Genomic DNA, 17,828 nt, shown 5'->3' on the forward strand with positions numbered 1-17,828 from the left:
TTATTCACGCTAACTTCATGCATCTCATGTATACTCATTTTGTTAAAGGAGCATACAAAGAGGCAATCATGCGCTATTTACTCACATCTTTGAGTATTTTATTTACTCTTCCATTATTGGCTTTTGCCACAGAAACGCCTATGGAAGAAGATGAAATCGATCTCGTCAAACAATGCGTCATCAATGAACTGATGAATGCGGATGACAAAGCCTTAGTTGCAGATATTAAAGAAAAGTGCTCTAAGCTAGAGGCCGCAAAAAAATTTAGCCTACTCGATCAGCGCATGGCCCGCGAACGTGTGACGCAAAAGAACCGTAATGTTCTAACGCCACATCACCGTAATTACATTTTGCCAGTTTCTTATATTAGTCAGCCGAATAACCGCCCATTTGATGGCATAAAAGCAATTAGTGATGAGCAAGGTGAGCCGCTTGATAACTTTGAGGTCAAATACCAGCTATCTTTAAAAGTGCCCATTTACACTGGCTTTTCAGACCCAGACCAAGCAATTTACACCGCTTTCACCCTGCAATCCTATTGGCAGTTTTATAACAAAGATATTTCTTCACCTTTTCGGGAAACCAATTACGAGCCCGAAGTATTTTGGATTAACTTTTTAGACGATGAGAATGTGCTGTGGGGCGATGAAATGGCTGTGGTAGTCGGTTTATCGCATCAATCAAATGGTCGCAGCCAACCTAATTCTCGCTCTTGGAACAGACTGTATGCCAACTTCATATGGGAAAACCGTGGCTTTGTTTTCAGTTTTAAACCTTGGTATCGACTGCCTGAAGACGACAAATCAGATGCTTTAGAAGCAAAAGGCGACGACAACCCGGACATATACAAATATATGGGCTACTTTGAGTTTAGTGGCGTGTATCGCCAAGGTGATCATGAATTTGGCTTTATGGTAAGAAATAATCTCAACAGTGATAACCGCGGGGCTTTACAGCTTGATTGGTCTTTTCCTATGTGGGGCCGATTGCGAGGCTATGCGCAATACTTTAACGGCTATGGCGAAAGCATGATTGATTACAATGCAGACATACAGCGCTTTGGTATTGGTATATTGCTCACCGATATTTTGTAATACCAATCCTCTTAATTAAGCGGTCTATTTTGAGGCAAGAAAAACTAGTCGATAACGCCGCTCACGCGTCCTGCTATCGCCGAGGTACCTACATCCATGTAGGCAAGGCGGAAATTTTGCTATTTAGTTATTCTAAATAAGAAATTTTCAACGAAGTTAGCGTCAGTTTTAGTCCCTCAAAATGATTAAGTATTATTGAGGATTGGTATAACTTCTATTCAATAATAAAAAGCCAAGCAAATTGCTTGGCTTTTAAAATCTAGCGCTTAATTTTAGCGAAGAACAACAAAGCAGCCTTCAAACTTAGCAACCAGTTTATCGCCATCGTACACATTCACAGGTACATAATATTTCGCTTTTCCTTCCGTTTCTAACTCAAGCAATTTACCCGAGCAATCTGCGATGGTCACAGTCGCACTTGGCGCCGTTGTTAGTGGCTTAAGATATTTAATTTCAGCATCAGCCAACACAATGTTACCTTCAAGATTAAGCTCTTTCAGGGCCAAATAAGTCGCCCCCCAACCTGTCAAGGTCGCCATGCTGTACACCGAACCTGCGAACATCGAGTTGTGTAAATTTAAATTCGCTTTTAAATCTGCTTTAGTTGAAAATTGCCAGTCAGTGTAGCTTTCAACTTTAATGCCCATCGCATCACTGATTGGAATAGACTCACGCCATGTATTTTGTAATACCTGTGTCCAGTCAGGATGACGGAACCAGCCAGGCTCACATGGTTTTTGCTTCACCATCTTCCAGTGCTGCACATCACCATATGCCAAATGCGCTTTTTCTAACACGGTATAACCGTGCTTTTCATAGAAAGACAAAGCTCGTTCACGAGCAAATAAAACCAGCTCATCCGCATTCTGTTGCCACGCTACCTTTTCAAGCTCATGCAATAAACGGCTACCTAAATGTTGACCACGGTGCCTTTCATCTACCGCCATGTAACGCACTTGAGCTTGCTGCTGATTATTAAAATGCAAACGCGCAACGGCTAATACGTCACCGTCGTTATTCTTAATATAACGGTGCTCAGCCTCTTGCTCTAAGTCGTCTTGCTCTGAGCCTCTAGGCTGATCCCACGGGGCACGTAAAACTTGCCAGCGTAATTGATAATAGGCTTGCCAGTCTTCGCTGCTTTGTGGCGCACTTACCTGAAACATAGTTACTCCTGTTGAAATGCATCTCTGGCCGTCGATTTACTCTCAAAACAACGGCAACTTGGTGTCGTTTTTATAAACTCACCATACTAGAAAAAAACAAAATAAAACATAGTTTCGCGCTGCTTCTACAACAATCAATGTAAAACTTGGTGGACACACTGGCAATACAGAAATGCTCAGCTATGATGATGTAATTATGGAGAAATTTTTCACAAGCTCTGACACTTTAAGTACCGACTTTGTTTTTCATTGCCATGATTTTGGACATCTAATTTATTGGCAGAAACATGGCCAAATCAGTATTCAAGTTCGCCAAGAAAAACAATATCGATGGCTCTTAATTAACGACACTTTACAATCTGTGATTGATAGAGACGATGCGTCACGCCTGTTACTCCCACATTTACAGCAGCTTGCAGCGCTTTGGCAACCACTACCAGCGCCAAAAACCGTATTAGAGTTAGGGCTGGGTGCTGGGGCTATCCGTAACTATTTAGAATCTCAATACCCAGGTGTGCACGTTACTTCAATAGAAAAAGACCCCGAAGTTATCCGTTGTTATAAGAAGTATTTCGACGGTGATGCGCTCAGTGCGTTGATCTGTGATGATGCTGAGAGAGTTGTACAGAAAAATGCGCTATATGATTGGATTATTTTAGATTTATTTAGCCAAGAAGATGCACCGAATTTTTTGTTCGATCATAAATTTTATCAAAACATTCGTAATCGCTTAAATCGTGGCGGATGGTTGTTTATTAACTTCCTCTCAAGTCACCCCTCACAACTAGAGCAACTTCACCATCGCCTCATCACTAATTTCGGTAAGAAGCCTAATGAAGTTGCTATACCTGATTACTTGAACCATATCATAGCAGTAAGCCGCTAAACTGAAAGATTAAAGGTAACCGGCCCGTCGTTACATAAGCTAACTTGCATATCTGCCGCAAATTGTCCTGTTTGAACTTTAATACCCGCAGCCTTTGCCTGTGCCACAAAATAGTTATACAGCGCTTCAGCTTGTGCCGGTGTCCCCGCACTTGAAAAGCTTGGACGCATACCTTTTTTAGTATCAGCAGCCAAGGTAAACTGCGATACCACCAAAAGTTCTCCCTCAATATCTTTGAGGCTGAGGTTCATTTTGCCAGCGTCATCCGTGAATATGCGATAATTACTCACCTTATGGAGTAATTTATCTGCTGTAGACTCATCATCAAGCTTTTCGACGCCCAACAACAATAGAATACCTTTGTTTATCGCACCAACGCTCTCACCAGCCACTTCTACTTTTGCGTGAGTAACTCTTTGAATTAATCCCTGCATAATACTCTTAAAACTTTATTTAGAATGCGCTAAATATACCGAACTTAAGCGCTGTCTTAAATGGCAGTGACGGTGATTTTTGTCGCTGAGTATTTGCCAATAAGCTAGTGTAACCGACAGAGCATTAAGTCTGATGCACGAATTATGGCATCCATATAATCGCCTTCTCGCTGCGCATGCCCAGCATTTTCTAAAACATAAAATTGTGCTTTATGCTCTTTAGCAAAGCGCTGTACGGGCGCATAGCGACACACTAAATCATCTCGACTATGAATAAGCCAGCATGGTAGATGGCATAGCAGTTCTTTAAATTGAGCAATACCACAAAGCTGAGAAAAATTATCTTTTTGAAAGAAGTGACACATGATTTTTGCTTGCTGAACATCACTGTGCGCTTGTTCAATGTGGGCAAGTCTCGTTCTTGTGCCCAAAGCTAATTTTGACTCCCAAGCCATCCACAACTGAGCTGCTTTGTGTTGCTCCAGCTCATCAGCGCCTGTCAAAGATTGATAATAATATTGTAAGATCTCAGATTCACTATTGAGGCCATGGCTGAAGTCTAAATACAGCTCAGGATAAAATTGCGCACCGGCCCCATGCGGTCCATACAACCAAGCGAGATCGGAGGTTTCGGCTAGGAAGCTTGCCCAGAGTATTAACCCAGACACTCTTTCAGGATGAGATTGATAAAAAAGTAACGCCAATGTCGCCCCCCAAGACCCGCCTGCAATCACACTTTTTTCAATGCCAAGGTGATTTAGCAGCAAATGTATGTCGTCCACTAAATGAGTTGGGCTATTATGCACTAATGAATCAGGGGAAGAGAGGCCGCAGCCTCGCTGACTAAATAAAATAATGCGATATTTTCGCGGATTAAACAGGCAACTCATCGAAGGCACAAGACCCGCTCCTGGACCGCCATGACAAACGACCACAGGCACACCTTGCTCGCATCCATATTCTTCTACATGTATTTGTGCACCCTGCCCTACCGCAAGGTGAAAGCTTTGACGCGCCGCTTTAAACTCGTAACCAAGAGACATAAGACCTCCAAGGTTATCACTTTTCTCACTGCGCTATATGCTGGCTATCCTCTGTGTGTTGTTCAGGCGCTTGTTGTTGCTCTAGCCTTTCGCTTAAGCACACAGTAAATTCAGCGCCGAGTAGCACCACAATCCAAGATAAATAGACCCAAACAAATAGGATCGGCACAGTTGCTAATGCACCATAAATCACTTCATATGAAGGGAAGTGACTGATATACATAGCAAAGCCTTTCTTGGTTAGCTCGAACAACAATGCTGCAAACAGTGCACCAGGGATCGCAGCTCGAAAAGCAACTCTCTTATTCGGAACTAAAGTATAGAGCATAATGAAGCCGGCCATAGAAATTGCGTAGGGTAAAAGTTTTAATAAAAAGCCACTAAACCCGGGAATACCCTGATCGGCAAACGATACCAAAGACACTATATAAGATGTCACACCAATACTTGCACCAAGTAAAACTGGGCCCAGAGTCAATACCATCCAATAAATCGCAAAAGAGATCATAAACGGTCGCTTCTCTTTTACCCGCCAAATGCGATTTAAGGCAGTATCTACATTTCTGATCAGCAACAGCGCCACAGCAGCTAAGAAGCTAATACCCACGGCGGTCATTTGATTTGCATTACCCGTAAAGGCGCTGATATGAGACTTAATAGAATCTGTTGAAGTCGGGACAAAGTTAGTGAAAATGAAGTTTTCTATGGCAACGCGGGTATCTTCAAACCCAGGAAAGGCTGAAAATATTGCGACACCAACCGCAATCAATGGCACCAAAGACAAAAGCGTCACATAAGCCAAATAGCCCGCATTGATGGTAATTTGGTCTTCTAAGCAGCGTTTAAAATAATGCTGCCACCAACTAGGCTGACGCGCTAAAAACTCTTTCGCTTTGGACTGTATTTGCTGATAGTGCAGTTGCATAGAAATAAAATAAACAGGAAACGTTTTGCACATCATAGCAATCCGCCCCATAATTTACACCAAGATAGTTAATAAAATAGGTTGATTATGAAACATTTAACCCTAGCAGCGGTGCTGTGCGTAGGCCTTAGCGCATGCCAAACCGTTTACTACTCTGCCATGGAAAAAGTCGGTGTCCACAAGCGTGAGATCTTAGTTGATAGAGTCGAAGCGACTAAAGAGTCACAACAAAACTCGCAGCAAGAGTTTCAATCAGCACTAGAAAGATTAACCACACTCGTTAATTTTGATGGTGGTGAACTGCAAACCGCCTATGAACAATTGAATGATGATTATGAGTCAAGTCTTTCGGCCGCGAGCGATGTCTCTAATAATATCGACAAAGTAGAAGATGTTGCCGAAGCGTTATTTGATGAATGGCAGGATGAACTTGGCCAATATTCAAATGCTAATTTAAAACGTGAAAGTGAGAAAAAATTAAAACAAACACAAAGGCAGTTTTCTAAGCTGCTTAAATCGATGCGTCGTAGTGAAGCTAAAATGCAGCCTGTTTTAGACTCATTGAAAGACAATGTACTGTATTTAAAACATAACCTGAATGCCCAAGCTGTCGCGGCGATCCGAGGTGAATTTGACTCATTGAAAGTCGATATTCAAAACCTAATCAATGATATGAATCGTTCGATTGCCGATTCGAATGCCTTTATTGAGCAAATGAATCAGAATAAAGGCTAAAAATATGAGTTCAAAAGGGAGCACTGACTCCCTCTTAATTTCTTTAACTTAATAACGCGAAAACCAATCCAAAATACGATCTAAGCGCTCAACTAAATTTGTTGGCGTACCAGTGCGAGACAGACCATGTGTCTCACCTTTAAAGATCACCATTTCTACAGGAACATCATTCGCTTTTAGCGCATAAAACCACTCTTGGCCCTGCCCTATGGGTGTCACCATATCTTGATCACTGTGGATGATCAGAGTCGGTGTCGAAACCTGATCAGCATACTTCAATGGTGAGCGATCCCAGTATCCGGCAAAGTTGGTCCAAAGCGTACCACCAAACTCTTTCGTCATTTGCGCTGGCGTATACTCTTGCGTACCCGCCTCAGAGATCCATGAACTGACACTGCGTTGCGTGACTGCAGCTTTAAAGCGATTAGTTTTGGTCGTGATCCAATTAGTTAAAAAGCCACCATGACTGCCCCCTGTGATATACAGCGCATCTTTATTAATCCAGCTATTCTGTGCGATAACCTTATCTAAAAACTGCATATTATCTCTGTAATCTGCGCCACCATAATCCTTTCGAACAGCTTTACTATGTGCAATACCATAGCCGCTACTACCACGGTAATTCACATAAACGACACCATAGCCTTTGGCAGCATACATTTGGTTTTCATGGAACCACTGGTGTCCCCACATACCACCTGGGCCGCCTTTAATATTCAATACCAGTGGATATGATTTATTCTTGTCGAAATTAATTGGCTTATGAACGAAACCCTGTACTTTCATTCCCTGCTCATTCTCAAACCAAAATGATTCTGCTGGTGAAAGGGCTTTGCTCGCCATCAATGCATCATTAAATTGTGTGAGCTTTTGCAGTTTTTTCGATTGAATTTCATATCGATATAGTTCAGGGAGTGCTGTTGAACTTTCTAAGGTAAAGACTAGAAACTTGCCACTGGGTGCAATCGCTAAATTTCTAACCGTTTTATCCATATCTAGTAACTTTTTAACCGATGCAGCATCGGTATCAACTGCGAATAAACGGTGGGCACCATGATCGCTCGTTGTAAAATAAAGCGACTTATTTGTCGGTGACCATAAAGCCCCTGAAGCGCGTCTATCGAATGCTGCAGTTAAATTTTTTGGCTCACTATTTCCACGATGTAAAAATAGATCTGCTTGCTCATAGGTGCCTTCTTGATGGCTGTACACGAAAGACTTCCCGTCGTGCGAAACGCTAACACTATATTGACTGCCATGATGTTGAGTCAATGCGACTTGCTGCTTTGTCTTAATGTTTAAGCGATAGATATCGCTATTATCATTACCCTCATACTCGAGCCCTGTTTTATTGGCATGAAAATAAACATATTGACCATCTTTAGACAAAGTTGGACCATTCACATTCCAGTCAACTCCTTCTGTCAGTTGAGTCAATGCTTGGCTTTCTAAATCATAAGTAAATAGATGGCGACGCTTGCCACTTAAATAACCTGCACCATCTCCGATGTACCTCGCGTTTTTGACTACCACAATATCTGGTTTAGCACGCTTACTTTCAGACTCGCTGTTTAATGCTTCATTAGCTTTTTCGGGACTCACAGTTAATGTCAGCAGCAACTGCTCACCAGATGGCAACCATTGAAAACTCGATAGACTTTGCTCTAGGAAAGTCATTTGCTTTGCTTCACCGCCATTGGCTGGCATAACAAATACCTGTGATTTACCATCCACAGAACGGACAAAGGCAACACGAGAGCCATCTGGTGACCATTGAGGCGCGCGATCGCCTGTGCCTTGAGTAAATTCAGAAACAATACCTGATTTGTCTATTTTGAAAATCTGACTATTTCTTCCGCTGGCATCGTCATTGACTGTTCGTTTAACAAATAAAATGTCTTCGTTATTAGGAGATACCTGAGGTGAATTTAAAAAAACAAAATCGAAATAGTCTTCAGGCACCAAGCCTTTTGACTCTTTCTTTACTGCAGATGCGTGTGCATGTGTGGTGGTAAATAGGGAAAATAATAATGCCCAAGTTAGTAAGCCACTCAAATGGCGCTTTTCATTCATATCCTTCATTCCAAAACTCAAAGTCAAAGATCAGAAACAATGGCATCAACACAATGAGGAAAGTCATTGTTAATGCATGTCCCGAAAGTAGTTTCAAATTGTAGAATACGTGAGCAACCAGTATAAGTCTTAATAAATCGATAAAAGAACATTATTGAAATATAAAAGGCGTTTCATTTTTGTTATGACTTGATGAATTGAAGCAGGTTTAAGAAATCCGGGCAGAACTAAACATAAAAAATACCAAGCATCTAAACGACAAAAGCCCCAGCAAACGCCGGGGCTTTTAAGCAATTATAAAATTAGTCTAAGACTAAAATTAAGCTTGCTTAGGACTAGAAACAACTTCTACTAAAGTCCAAGACTTATTCTTAGAAATTGGCGCGCACTCACGAATAGTAACTACGTCACCTGCTTTAGCAGTGTTGCTCTCATCGTGTACTGACAATTTAATACCCGGTTACCGGTAGTACGCTTGATGAATTTGCCGTTTGAGTTAAATAAGATTTAGCCTGATTTGGAAAACACGACAAACTCTAATTTACTTACCCCTAAACGACAAAAGCCCCAGCAAACGCCGAGGCTTTTAAGCAATTATAATATTAGTCTGAGACTAAAATTAAGCTTGCTTAGGACTAGAAACAACTTCTACTAAAGTCCAAGACTTATTCTTAGAAATTGGCGCGCACTCACGAATAGTAACTACGTCACCTGCTTTAGCAGTGTTGCTCTCATCGTGTACTGACAATTTAATACCCGGTTACCGGTAGTACGCTTGATGAATTTGCCGTTTGAGTTAAATAAGATTTAGCCTGATTTGGAAAACACGACAAACTCTAATTTACTTACCCCTAAACGACAAAAGCCCCAGCAAACGCCGAGGCTTTTAAGCAATTATAATATTAGTCTGAGACTAAAATTAAGCTTGCTTAGGACTAGAAACAACTTCTACTAAAGTCCAAGACTTATTCTTAGAAATTGGCGCGCACTCACGAATAGTAACTACGTCACCTGCTTTAGCAGTGTTGCTCTCATCGTGTACTGACAATTTAGTAGTACGCTTGATGAATTTACCGTAGATCGGGTGCTTAACCTGACGCTCGATAGCAACAACAATTGATTTGTCCATTTTATCGCTTACTACACGACCTTGAAGAGTACGGATCTTATCGCTCATTATGCACCTGCCTTCTGGTTAATAACCGTTTTAACACGCGCAATGTTGCGACGTACTTTTCTCAGTTCGTGAGTTTGAGCTAGCTGACCAGTGCTCGCTTGCATGCGCAGGTTAAACTGCTCACGAAGTAGCTCTAGAAGTTCAGCATTTAGCTCTTCTACGCTTTTGTCTTTTAATTCGCTAGCTTTCATTACATTACCGTCCGAGTTACGAAAGTTGTCTTGAATGGTAGTTTACGAGAAGCAAGGTTGAATGCTTCACGAGCAAGCTCTTCAGAAACACCTTCCATTTCGTAAAGCACTTTACCAGGCTGAATTTCAGCAACCCAGTATTCAACAGAACCTTTACCTTTACCCATACGAACTTCAAGCGGCTTGTTTGTGATTGGCTTGTCTGGGAACACACGGATCCAGATTTTACCTTGACGCTTGATGTGACGAGTCATAGCACGACGAGCTGCTTCGATTTGACGAGCAGTCATACGACCACGACCAGTTGCTTTCAAGCCGAATGAACCGAAGCTAACTTTGTTACCGTTGTTCGCAAGACCACGGTTGCGGCCTTTATGAACCTTACGGAATTTTGTACGTTTTGGCTGTAACATTAATCGCTACCTCTTACTTAGCACTTTTTTTGGCTTTCTTCGGAGCACGTTTAGCTGGCTTCTCTTGCTCTTGTTTCAGTGGAAGACCACCGATAACTTCGCCTTTGAAGATCCAAACTTTAACACCGATGATACCGTAAGTGGTTAAAGCTTCAGAAGTTGCGTAATCGATATCAGCACGAAGTGTATGTAGAGGTACACGACCTTCACGATACCACTCAGAACGTGCGATTTCAGCACCGCCTAGACGACCGCTAACTTCAACTTTGATACCCTTAGCACCTAGACGCATTGCGTTCTGTACTGCGCGCTTCATAGCACGACGGAACATAACACGACGCTCTAGCTGAGAAGAGATACCGTCAGCAACTAACTGTGCATCTAGCTCTGGCTTACGTACTTCTGCAATGTTGATTTGTGCAGGTACACCAGCAAGCTTAGTTACAGCTTGGCGAAGCTTTTCAACGTCTTCACCTTTTTTACCGATAACAACACCAGGACGAGCTGTGTGAATTGTTACACGGATTGATTTAGCTGGACGCTCGATAACGATTTTAGACACAGAAGCAGACTTCAATTCCTTAGTAAGGTATTGACGTACTTTGTGATCGCCAAAAAGCTGTTCAGAGAAATCTTTAGTATTCGCGTACCAAGTAGATACCCAAGGCTTTGAGATACCTAGGCGAATACCAGTAGGATGAACTTTTTGTCCCATTACTTATATCTCCTAGCTATCCGAAACCACAACAGTGATGTGGCTTGTACGCTTAAGGATGCGGTCTGCGCGTCCTTTAGCACGTGGCATAATACGCTTCATTGTAGGACCATCGTCCACAAAGATCGTAGCTACACGTAGCTCATCAATGTCAGCACCTTCGTTATGCTCCGCGTTCGCGATAGCAGACTCTAGTACTTTTTTAACTAATACAGCCGCTTTCTTAGGGCTGTACGCCAGGATTTCTAGTGCGCGATCAACCGGTAGTCCGCGGATCTGATCAGCAACTAGACGTGCTTTTTGCGCCGAACCAGAGGCGAATTTGTGTTTAGCTAATGCTTCCATCATATCCTCCGATTAACGCTTCTTCGCTTTCTTATCCGCAGCGTGGCCGCGGTAAGTGCGTGTAGGTGCAAACTCACCTAGTTTGTGACCGATCATTTCGTCTGTAACGAATACAGGTACGTGCTGACGACCATTATGGACAGCGATGGTCAATCCGATCATGTTAGGGATGATCATTGAACGACGGCTCCAAGTCTTGATAGGCTTCTTGTCACCGCTTTCCAACGCCTTCTCTACCTTCTTCAGCAAGTGTAGGTCAATGAATGGACCCTTCTTGAGAGAACGTGGCATGGCAATTCCTCAACTATTACTTAGTACGACGACGTACGATTAATTTATCAGTACGCTTGTTTTTACGTGTCTTCTTACCTTTAGTAGGTACACCCCATGGAGATACAGGATGACGACCACCAGAAGTACGACCTTCACCACCACCGTGTGGGTGGTCTACTGGGTTCATGGCAACACCACGAACTGTAGGACGGATACCACGCCAACGATTTGCACCAGCTTTACCTAGTGAACGTAGCATGTGTTCTGCGTTACCTACTTCACCTAAAGTTGCGCGACAATCCGCTTCAACTTTACGCATCTCGCCTGAACGTAGACGAAGTGTTACGTACTGACCTTCACGAGCAAGGATCTGAACGTATGCACCCGCTGAACGAGCGATTTGAGCACCTTTACCAGGCTTAAGCTCAACGTTGTGAACAGTAGAACCTACAGGCATGTTGCGCATTGGTAATGTGTTACCAGCCTTGATTGGTGCATCAACACCAGACTGAATAGTATCACCAGCTTTTAAGCCTTTAGGTGCGATGATGTAACGACGCTCACCGTCTGCATATAATACAAGAGCGATGTTTGCGCTACGGTTTGGATCATATTCTAAACGCTCAACTTTAGCCGGAATACCGTCTTTAGTACGTTTAAAATCGATTACACGGTAGTGTTGCTTGTGACCACCACCGATGTGACGAACCGTGATACGACCGTTGTTGTTACGACCACCTGATTTAGAGTTCTTCTCTAATAGCGGAGCGTATGGCTTACCCTTGTGTAGATCAGGGTTAACCACTTTAACGACGTGACGACGACCCGCAGAAGTTGGTTTACACTTTTGAAGTGCCATAATTCTAACTCCCCTTATTACTCGGCGCCGCCGACAAAGTCTAGCTCGCTACCTTCTTTAAGAGTAACGTAGGCTTTTTTCCAGTCTGAACGACGACCGAAACGCATGCCAGTACGCTTTGTTTTACCCTTAACGTTAAGTGTACGAACACCAGTTACTTCTACTTCAAAAAGCTTCTCAACTGCAGCTTTAACTTCAGCTTTAGTTGCGTCTGTTGCTACTTTGAAAACGATTGTGTTGTTTTCTTCAGCTGCAATAGTGCTCTTTTCAGAGATGTGTGGAGCAAGGATTACTTTTAAAAGACGTTCTTCACGGATCATGCTAGCGCCTCCTCAAGTTGCTTAACAGCACCTGCAGTAATTAATACCTTATCGAAAGCGATTAGGCTTACTGGGTCAATGCCAGCTACATCACGTGTATCAACCTTGTATAGGTTACGTGCAGAAAGGAATAGATTCTCATCTACTTCTTCAGTCACGATTAACACGTCTTTAAGCTCAAGCTCTTTAAGCTTACCAACAAGCTCTTTAGTTTTTGGTGCTTCTAAACCGAAGTTTTCAACAACAACTAAACGCTCTTGGCGTACAAGCTCAGATAAGATGCTTTTGATCGCACCGCGATACATCTTACGGTTAACTTTTTGGCTGTGATCTTGCGGCTTAGCTGCAAAGCTCACACCACCGCTGCGCCAGATTGGGCTGCGGATTGTACCAGCACGTGCACGGCCAGTACCTTTTTGGCTGAATGGTTTCTTACCACCACCACGAACTTCAGAACGTGTCTTCTGAGCACGAGTACCTTGACGAGCACCTGCTGCGTATGCAACAACTACTTGGTGTACTAATGCTTCGTTAAACTCACGTCCAAAAGTAGCTTCGGAAACTTCAAGCGCACCAGCGCCTTTAATTGCTAATTCCATCACTAAATCTCCAGGACTTATGCTTTAACAGCTGGTTTAACGATAACGTCACCGCCGATAGCGCCAGGTACTGCACCTTTAACTAAAAGCAGGTTACGCTCTGCGTCAACACGAACTAGTTCAAGATTCTGAGTCGTTGAACGCTCAGCACCCATGTGACCGGCCATTTTCTTACCTTTAAACACCTTACCAGGTGATTGGTTTTGACCGATTGAACCAGGAGCACGGTGAGAGATAGAGTTACCGTGAGTAGCGTCTTGCATGCTGAAATTCCAGCGCTTAACACCACCTTGGAAACCTTTACCTTTTGAAGTGCCAGTAACGTCAACTTTGTTTACGTCATTGAATAGCTCAACTGTTAGTTCAGCACCAACTTCAAATTCACCTTCTCCGCCGTTAAGACGGAATTCCCACAGGCCACGACCCGCTTCAACACCAGCTTTAGCGAAGTGACCCGCTTCTGGTTTGTTTACACGGCTTGCTTTTTTCTCGCCTGCAGTAACTTGAAGCGCGTTATAACCGTCTGTAGCGTCAGATTTGATCTGCGTTACACGGTTAGGCGTCGCTTCGATAACTGTCACAGGGATAGATACACCATCTTCAGTGAAGACACGTGTCATACCCACTTTACGACCGACTAGACCTAATGCCATTTTCCTAAAACCTCTCTAATCTTCCGATTAACCCAGGCTGATTTGAACATCAACACCAGCAGCAAGGTCTAGGCGCATTAGAGCGTCTACAGTCTTGTCTGTTGGTTCTACGATGTCGATCAGACGTTTGTGGGTGCGGATTTCATACTGATCACGCGCATCTTTGTTTACGTGCGGTGAAACCAATACAGTGAAGCGCTCAAAACGTGTAGGAAGTGGGATTGGACCACGTACCTGTGCACCTGTGCGTTTCGCAGTTTCCACGATTTCCGCCGTTGATTGGTCAATCAAACGGTGGTCAAAAGCTTTTAGGCGAATACGAATGCGTTGATTTGACATTCTTTAACCTCAATAAAAAGAGCATTTAAAAAGAGCATAAAAAAACCTCCGAAACCACCTAAATATTAGGAAGTCGGGTGTTCTTCTATTTCTACCATTGAGCTCCAAATCGGAGCTCCTATTTAGTGGCTTGAGATCCAAGCCTTGTTTCTAACTTTCCAGCTAATAATGAGCGGAAAGTTTGCGTATTATATAGAGACTGGCGATAAATGCAACAGTTTATCTTAATAAATATCTTATCTAGCATTACAGCGAATGAGTCGAGTTCTTTCTGAAAACATCTACACTTAAGAGAAGCTTCTGAGATTGATGCTTTTTTGTAAATGGTCAGTCCAGTATTTCCTTGGTATTCTATAGCAAATTTTTTAGCTGGTTATGATATGAACATTTTGACTCGCAGCGCGAACGTAATTGCAGCTGCCGTAAACCGTATTTTGGTTAGGACAAAACTGCTGCCGGAATCTCCTGTTGCACAATTTGAACTCGACCCATCTTTGCCTACGTTTTACGTAACGCGTCTAAATTCAAAAGCAGATTTAGCTGCATTGGCAGCAGTATGTAAACAGCTTGGCTTGCCAGACCCAAGAGAGCAACAAACTCTCTCAGGAAAACAGATTGATCGTTTTATCCCACTTTCTAACCCAACCCCGCTGTTTGGTGATAAGGCAAAACCCAGTGACGCTCTTGAACTAGGTAAACAAATCTTCGATGCATTTAGCCTCTCTCCAGAGCAACGCGCACAGGTTGTACCTGTTACTATTCTTTGGGGCAGAAACCCAGGTAAAGAAAAACCAGGTATCGGCACACTATTCTCTCATTCAATGACCCCGAGCTGGTTAAGAAAGTTTTTTGTTTTGCTGTTCTCGGGCCGAGATAATCTTGTGCGTTTTAGTCAGCCTATTGAACTCAATCAATTGATGACGGATAAATCTGATGTTGACGAACTACCCCACAAATTACTCCGTGTTGCACGGGTGCACTTCAAACGTCAAAAGTTGGCTGCAACAGGTCCCAAGTTACCATCAAGAGAAGCTCTTTTCTCAGGCTTACTTGCATCGCCAAGCATTAAGAAGGCAATTGCAGACGAAGCTAAAGCGAAAGGGTTAAGTCATGAAGAAGCCAAGTTAAAAGCGAAAGAATTACTTGAAGAGATCGCTGCCAACTACTCCGACGCCATGATCCGCGTAGGAGATCGTATTTTAACTTGGCTGTGGAACAAGCTTTACAATGGCATTGAAGTTAAATACGCAGAGCGTGTTCATGAGCTAACCAATAAAGGGCACGAAGTTATTTATGTACCTTGCCACCGCAGTCACATGGACTACCTGTTACTAACCTATGTTATCTACCACCAAGGGTTAGTTCCTCCTCATATCGCAGCGGGTGTAAACTTAAACTTCTTTCCTGCAGGGGGGATTTTCCGTCGCTCTGGTGCTTTCTTTATTCGTCGCTCATTTGCCGGAAATAAACTTTACTCAGCTATTTTCAAAGAGTACTTAAGCCAACTCTTTATGAAAGGTTATTCGGTTAAATTTTATACTGAAGGTGGTCGTAGCAGAACAGGCCGTCTATTACCGCCTAAAACAGGTATGTTAGCTATGACCATGCAAGCTATGCTTCGTGGTATTGAACGTCCAATCTCTATTGTGCCTGTTTATATTGGTTATGAGTATGTAATGGAGATTAATACGTATCTGAAAGAGCTAGCGGGTAATGACAAAAAGAACGAATCCATTTTCGCAGTTTTTAAAGCGATTAAAAATCTCAAAAACTATGGCCGTGGTTATCTGAACTTCGGTGAACCAATCGCACTTCAACAATATCTAAATGAACACCAACCGGATTGGCGTGCGCATATTGGCGATGATAGTGTGAAACCACAGTGGCTGAATACCCAAGTTGCAAACGTGGCGCAAGACATTATGACCAATATAAACAGCGCAGCTGCACTGAATGCTGTTAACTTACTTGCCACAATTTTACTGAGTCGCGACCAATTTGCTTTAAGTAAACCAAAGCTACTTAAGCAACTTGACTTCTATTTAGCACTGCAGCAGCAAGCAAAATATAACGATCAAGTTACGCTTCCTTCAGATAGTGCACAATCATTACTCGACCATGCATTAAAGTTAAATAAGTTTGATGTGTTAACAGATGAGATGGGCGAAATTATCTCGATTAGAGAGAAAGAGCGCACACTATTTAATTACTACAGAAATAACATCATTCACCTTTTTGCTGTACCAAGCATACTTGCACAGTTAATTTATCAAAAAACAGAAATCTCTTTTGAGTCTGCAAATAAGACCGTGAATGCATTGTATCCACTGTTTGCGAAAGAATGGTTTTTAACAACACTGTCTGAGGACTACATCGCGAATATCTTAAACAGCTTTGAACAACAGAAGCTGATCAGCATGGATAATGGCATCATCAAGATCACTGCCGACAAGCAAGCGCAAGCTCAATTGGAAATGCTTGGTAACGTGATGCATCTAACCCTTGAACGTTATGCAATTACGACGACGCAGATCATCAATTCAGATGCGATTAAGCGCCAGCAACTTGAAGCAGATTGTGAAGTGTTAGCCAAACGCTTAGGTACTTTACATGGCATAAAAAGCCCAGAGTTCTTTGATAAGAAGGTGCTTACCAATCTGATATCTGGGTTAAAGGAGCAAAACTATATCAGTATTTGTGAGCAAAACACCATTCATGCCGAAGAGGCAATTGCTAATCTACAGTCGCAGCTCACCGAATTATTGCCAGCCAGTATTTGGCAATCTATCCATGAGCACAGCAGCTAATTACAACATTTCAAAGCCGCATTTCAAAATGCGGCTTTTCTTTGACTCACATCACGACCAATTTAATAGTCTATAACCTACCAGTGATACTACTTTTATCAGCATACTTATTTTAAGCACCAACATTTTTTGACCGAGTTAATCAGTTAATCAGTTAATCAGTTAATCAGTTAATCAAACTGAGTTTTTAATAATCGGGCAATTTGTAAATCAAAGGCAGATTCAATTAATAGATATCGGAGCGATTAAAAAGAATAACGTTAGCTTAGGGGGGTGGTTTTTGATGCTTCGACTGAAACCGAGAACGAAATAGGTGTACTTTAAAAACAAAAAGGCCGAGCTAATGCTCGGCCTTTTCATGTCTTATAAAGACTTACTCTGCAGACTGTGCGTCTTCTTGAGTTTCTTCCGCAACTGGACGGTCTAGAAGCTCAATGTAAGCCATTGGTGCGTTATCACCAGCACGGAAACCACACTTAAGAATACGAGTGTAGCCACCAGGACGCTCTGAAAAACGAGGACCTAGTTCGCTGAATAACTTACCAACAACTTCTTTATCACGCGTGCGAGCAAACGCTAAACGACGGTTTGCTACGCTGTCAGTCTTAGCCAGTGTGATTAAAGGTTCAATTACACGGCGCAACTCTTTCGCTTTAGGCAAAGTTGTTTTGATGATTTCGTGCTTCACCAAAGAACCAGCCATGTTGCTGAACATCGCTTTGCGATGGCTGCTGTTACGGTTTAATTGACGACCACTCTTACGATGGCGCATGACCCTATC

The 17,828-nt window shown here is 42.6% G+C and carries 21 protein-coding genes and 2 pseudogenes; 4 read left to right on the plus strand and 19 right to left on the minus strand.

The genetic code is table 11. The features are described 5' to 3' along the window. Positions 1-68: 68 nt before the first annotated feature. Entirely contained in the window at positions 69-1,094 is a 1,026-nt protein-coding gene (locus PP2015_RS16105) for a phospholipase A (protein WP_058031273.1), read from the plus strand. A gap of 272 nt (positions 1,095-1,366) precedes the next feature. Here PP2015_RS16105 and PP2015_RS16110 read toward each other — a convergent pair whose 3' ends face one another. Beyond that, entirely contained in the window at positions 1,367-2,260 is an 894-nt protein-coding gene (locus PP2015_RS16110) for a bifunctional GNAT family N-acetyltransferase/hotdog fold thioesterase (protein WP_058031274.1), read from the minus strand. Positions 2,261-2,456: 196 nt separating this feature from the next. On the opposite strand from PP2015_RS16110, the gene PP2015_RS16115 reads away from it, so the two are divergent. Next, entirely contained in the window at positions 2,457-3,146 is a 690-nt protein-coding gene (locus PP2015_RS16115; protein ID WP_058031676.1) for a spermidine synthase, read from the plus strand. Here the strand turns inward: PP2015_RS16115 and dtd are convergent. The 3 genes from dtd to PP2015_RS16130 all read right to left on the minus strand — a co-directional run bounded on the left by dtd (position 3,143) and on the right by PP2015_RS16130 (position 5,548). Further along, on the minus strand, positions 3,143-3,580 hold the full coding sequence (dtd, locus tag PP2015_RS16120; RefSeq protein WP_058031275.1) for a D-aminoacyl-tRNA deacylase: 438 nt from the start codon (positions 3,578-3,580) through the stop codon (positions 3,143-3,145). The two genes, PP2015_RS16115 and dtd, sit on opposite strands and share 4 nt — an antisense overlap. A 104-nt stretch (positions 3,581-3,684) precedes the next feature. Beyond that, the gene (locus tag PP2015_RS16125; RefSeq protein WP_058031276.1) at positions 3,685-4,623 is read right to left on the minus strand and encodes an alpha/beta fold hydrolase; all 939 of its coding nucleotides are present in this window, start codon (positions 4,621-4,623) and stop codon (positions 3,685-3,687) included. A 25-nt stretch (positions 4,624-4,648) separates the two neighbouring features. After that, positions 4,649-5,548 (minus strand): virulence factor BrkB family protein, encoded by a 900-nt coding sequence (locus PP2015_RS16130; RefSeq protein WP_128724803.1) that lies wholly within the window; start codon positions 5,546-5,548, stop codon positions 4,649-4,651. Between the two features lie 87 nt (positions 5,549-5,635). Here PP2015_RS16130 and PP2015_RS16135 point away from each other — a divergent pair, with 87 nt between their 5' ends. Continuing rightward, complete coding sequence (locus PP2015_RS16135) at positions 5,636-6,283, plus strand: DUF2959 domain-containing protein (RefSeq protein ID WP_058031277.1); 648 nt, start codon at positions 5,636-5,638, stop codon at positions 6,281-6,283. Positions 6,284-6,331: 48 nt separating this feature from the next. Here PP2015_RS16135 and PP2015_RS16140 read toward each other — a convergent pair whose 3' ends face one another. The 14 genes and pseudogenes from PP2015_RS16140 to rpsJ form a co-directional block, all read right to left on the minus strand. Beyond that, a complete protein-coding gene (locus PP2015_RS16140; RefSeq protein WP_058031278.1) occupies positions 6,332-8,356 on the minus strand; it encodes a S9 family peptidase in 2,025 nt (674 codons plus the stop codon). A gap of 319 nt (positions 8,357-8,675) precedes the next feature. Continuing rightward, positions 8,676-8,807, minus strand: a pseudogene (rpsQ, locus tag PP2015_RS16145) (30S ribosomal protein S17); the annotation flags it as partial. A 168-nt stretch (positions 8,808-8,975) separates the two neighbouring features. After that, positions 8,976-9,107: pseudogene (gene rpsQ, locus PP2015_RS21700) on the minus strand (30S ribosomal protein S17); the annotation flags it as partial. A 168-nt stretch (positions 9,108-9,275) separates the two neighbouring features. Beyond that, positions 9,276-9,533, minus strand: a complete 258-nt coding sequence (gene rpsQ, locus PP2015_RS16150; protein ID WP_058031279.1) for a 30S ribosomal protein S17 — start codon at positions 9,531-9,533, stop codon at positions 9,276-9,278. After that, positions 9,533-9,724: a 50S ribosomal protein L29 gene (rpmC, locus tag PP2015_RS16155; RefSeq protein WP_058031280.1), complete on the minus strand. Its 192-nt coding sequence runs from the start codon at positions 9,722-9,724 to the stop codon at positions 9,533-9,535. The genes rpsQ (PP2015_RS16150) and rpmC overlap by 1 nt, the downstream gene beginning before the upstream one ends. Further along, positions 9,724-10,137 carry a 50S ribosomal protein L16 gene (gene rplP / locus PP2015_RS16160; protein ID WP_058031281.1) on the minus strand — a complete coding sequence of 138 codons (414 nt, stop codon included), beginning with the start codon at positions 10,135-10,137 and terminating at the stop codon, positions 9,724-9,726. The genes rpmC and rplP overlap by 1 nt, the downstream gene beginning before the upstream one ends. A gap of 13 nt (positions 10,138-10,150) precedes the next feature. Next, entirely contained in the window at positions 10,151-10,852 is a 702-nt protein-coding gene (gene rpsC / locus PP2015_RS16165; RefSeq protein ID WP_058031282.1) for a 30S ribosomal protein S3, read from the minus strand. A gap of 12 nt (positions 10,853-10,864) precedes the next feature. Continuing rightward, complete coding sequence (gene rplV / locus PP2015_RS16170) at positions 10,865-11,197, minus strand: 50S ribosomal protein L22 (protein WP_058031283.1); 333 nt, start codon at positions 11,195-11,197, stop codon at positions 10,865-10,867. 12 nt (positions 11,198-11,209) lie between these two features. Continuing rightward, on the minus strand, positions 11,210-11,488 hold the full coding sequence (rpsS, locus tag PP2015_RS16175) for a 30S ribosomal protein S19 (protein WP_010367084.1): 279 nt from the start codon (positions 11,486-11,488) through the stop codon (positions 11,210-11,212). A 16-nt stretch (positions 11,489-11,504) separates the two neighbouring features. Then, positions 11,505-12,329: a 50S ribosomal protein L2 gene (gene rplB / locus PP2015_RS16180; RefSeq protein ID WP_058031284.1), complete on the minus strand. Its 825-nt coding sequence runs from the start codon at positions 12,327-12,329 to the stop codon at positions 11,505-11,507. Between the two features lie 17 nt (positions 12,330-12,346). Continuing rightward, the gene (gene rplW, locus PP2015_RS16185) at positions 12,347-12,649 is read right to left on the minus strand and encodes a 50S ribosomal protein L23 (protein WP_058031285.1); all 303 of its coding nucleotides are present in this window, start codon (positions 12,647-12,649) and stop codon (positions 12,347-12,349) included. Further along, positions 12,646-13,248 (minus strand): 50S ribosomal protein L4, encoded by a 603-nt coding sequence (rplD, locus tag PP2015_RS16190; protein ID WP_058031286.1) that lies wholly within the window; start codon positions 13,246-13,248, stop codon positions 12,646-12,648. Before rplD ends, rplW begins: the two co-directional genes overlap by 4 nt. 17 nt (positions 13,249-13,265) lie before the next feature. Beyond that, complete coding sequence (gene rplC / locus PP2015_RS16195; RefSeq protein ID WP_058031287.1) at positions 13,266-13,901, minus strand: 50S ribosomal protein L3; 636 nt, start codon at positions 13,899-13,901, stop codon at positions 13,266-13,268. 27 nt (positions 13,902-13,928) lie between these two features. Further along, the gene (gene rpsJ, locus PP2015_RS16200) at positions 13,929-14,240 is read right to left on the minus strand and encodes a 30S ribosomal protein S10 (protein WP_058031288.1); all 312 of its coding nucleotides are present in this window, start codon (positions 14,238-14,240) and stop codon (positions 13,929-13,931) included. Positions 14,241-14,620: 380 nt separating this feature from the next. Here rpsJ and plsB point away from each other — a divergent pair, with 380 nt between their 5' ends. Beyond that, positions 14,621-17,047, plus strand: a complete 2,427-nt coding sequence (plsB, locus tag PP2015_RS16205) for a glycerol-3-phosphate 1-O-acyltransferase PlsB (protein WP_058031678.1) — start codon at positions 14,621-14,623, stop codon at positions 17,045-17,047. Positions 17,048-17,420: 373 nt separating this feature from the next. On the opposite strand, the gene rplQ is transcribed toward plsB, so the two are convergent. Next, entirely contained in the window at positions 17,421-17,819 is a 399-nt protein-coding gene (gene rplQ, locus PP2015_RS16210) for a 50S ribosomal protein L17 (protein ID WP_058031289.1), read from the minus strand. Positions 17,820-17,828 lie beyond the last annotated feature (9 nt).

The sequence above is a fragment of the Pseudoalteromonas phenolica genome, from assembly GCF_001444405.1.
Lineage (GTDB): Bacteria > Pseudomonadota > Gammaproteobacteria > Enterobacterales > Alteromonadaceae > Pseudoalteromonas > Pseudoalteromonas phenolica.

Excerpts from the sequence above, each read along its gene's own strand:
- PP2015_RS16105 (WP_058031273.1), top strand. The coding sequence starts at position 69 with ATGCGCTATTTACTCACATCTTTGAGTATTTTATTTACTCTTCCATTA.
- PP2015_RS16110 (WP_058031274.1), bottom strand. The coding sequence starts at position 2,260 with ATGTTTCAGGTAAGTGCGCCACAAAGCAGCGAAGACTGGCAAGCCTAT.
- PP2015_RS16115 (WP_058031676.1), top strand. The coding sequence starts at position 2,457 with ATGGAGAAATTTTTCACAAGCTCTGACACTTTAAGTACCGACTTTGTT.
- dtd (WP_058031275.1), bottom strand. The coding sequence starts at position 3,580 with ATGCAGGGATTAATTCAAAGAGTTACTCACGCAAAAGTAGAAGTGGCT.
- PP2015_RS16125 (WP_058031276.1), bottom strand. The coding sequence starts at position 4,623 with ATGTCTCTTGGTTACGAGTTTAAAGCGGCGCGTCAAAGCTTTCACCTT.
- PP2015_RS16130 (WP_128724803.1), bottom strand. The coding sequence starts at position 5,548 with ATGCAACTGCACTATCAGCAAATACAGTCCAAAGCGAAAGAGTTTTTA.
- PP2015_RS16135 (WP_058031277.1), top strand. The coding sequence starts at position 5,636 with ATGAAACATTTAACCCTAGCAGCGGTGCTGTGCGTAGGCCTTAGCGCA.
- PP2015_RS16140 (WP_058031278.1), bottom strand. The coding sequence starts at position 8,356 with ATGAATGAAAAGCGCCATTTGAGTGGCTTACTAACTTGGGCATTATTA.
- rpsQ (WP_058031279.1), bottom strand. The coding sequence starts at position 9,533 with ATGAGCGATAAGATCCGTACTCTTCAAGGTCGTGTAGTAAGCGATAAA.
- rpmC (WP_058031280.1), bottom strand. The coding sequence starts at position 9,724 with ATGAAAGCTAGCGAATTAAAAGACAAAAGCGTAGAAGAGCTAAATGCT.
- rplP (WP_058031281.1), bottom strand. The coding sequence starts at position 10,137 with ATGTTACAGCCAAAACGTACAAAATTCCGTAAGGTTCATAAAGGCCGC.
- rpsC (WP_058031282.1), bottom strand. The coding sequence starts at position 10,852 with ATGGGACAAAAAGTTCATCCTACTGGTATTCGCCTAGGTATCTCAAAG.
- rplV (WP_058031283.1), bottom strand. The coding sequence starts at position 11,197 with ATGGAAGCATTAGCTAAACACAAATTCGCCTCTGGTTCGGCGCAAAAA.
- rpsS (WP_010367084.1), bottom strand. The coding sequence starts at position 11,488 with ATGCCACGTTCTCTCAAGAAGGGTCCATTCATTGACCTACACTTGCTG.
- rplB (WP_058031284.1), bottom strand. The coding sequence starts at position 12,329 with ATGGCACTTCAAAAGTGTAAACCAACTTCTGCGGGTCGTCGTCACGTC.
- rplW (WP_058031285.1), bottom strand. The coding sequence starts at position 12,649 with ATGATCCGTGAAGAACGTCTTTTAAAAGTAATCCTTGCTCCACACATC.
- rplD (WP_058031286.1), bottom strand. The coding sequence starts at position 13,248 with ATGGAATTAGCAATTAAAGGCGCTGGTGCGCTTGAAGTTTCCGAAGCT.
- rplC (WP_058031287.1), bottom strand. The coding sequence starts at position 13,901 with ATGGCATTAGGTCTAGTCGGTCGTAAAGTGGGTATGACACGTGTCTTC.
- rpsJ (WP_058031288.1), bottom strand. The coding sequence starts at position 14,240 with ATGTCAAATCAACGCATTCGTATTCGCCTAAAAGCTTTTGACCACCGT.
- plsB (WP_058031678.1), top strand. The coding sequence starts at position 14,621 with ATGAACATTTTGACTCGCAGCGCGAACGTAATTGCAGCTGCCGTAAAC.
- rplQ (WP_058031289.1), bottom strand. The coding sequence starts at position 17,819 with ATGCGCCATCGTAAGAGTGGTCGTCAATTAAACCGTAACAGCAGCCAT.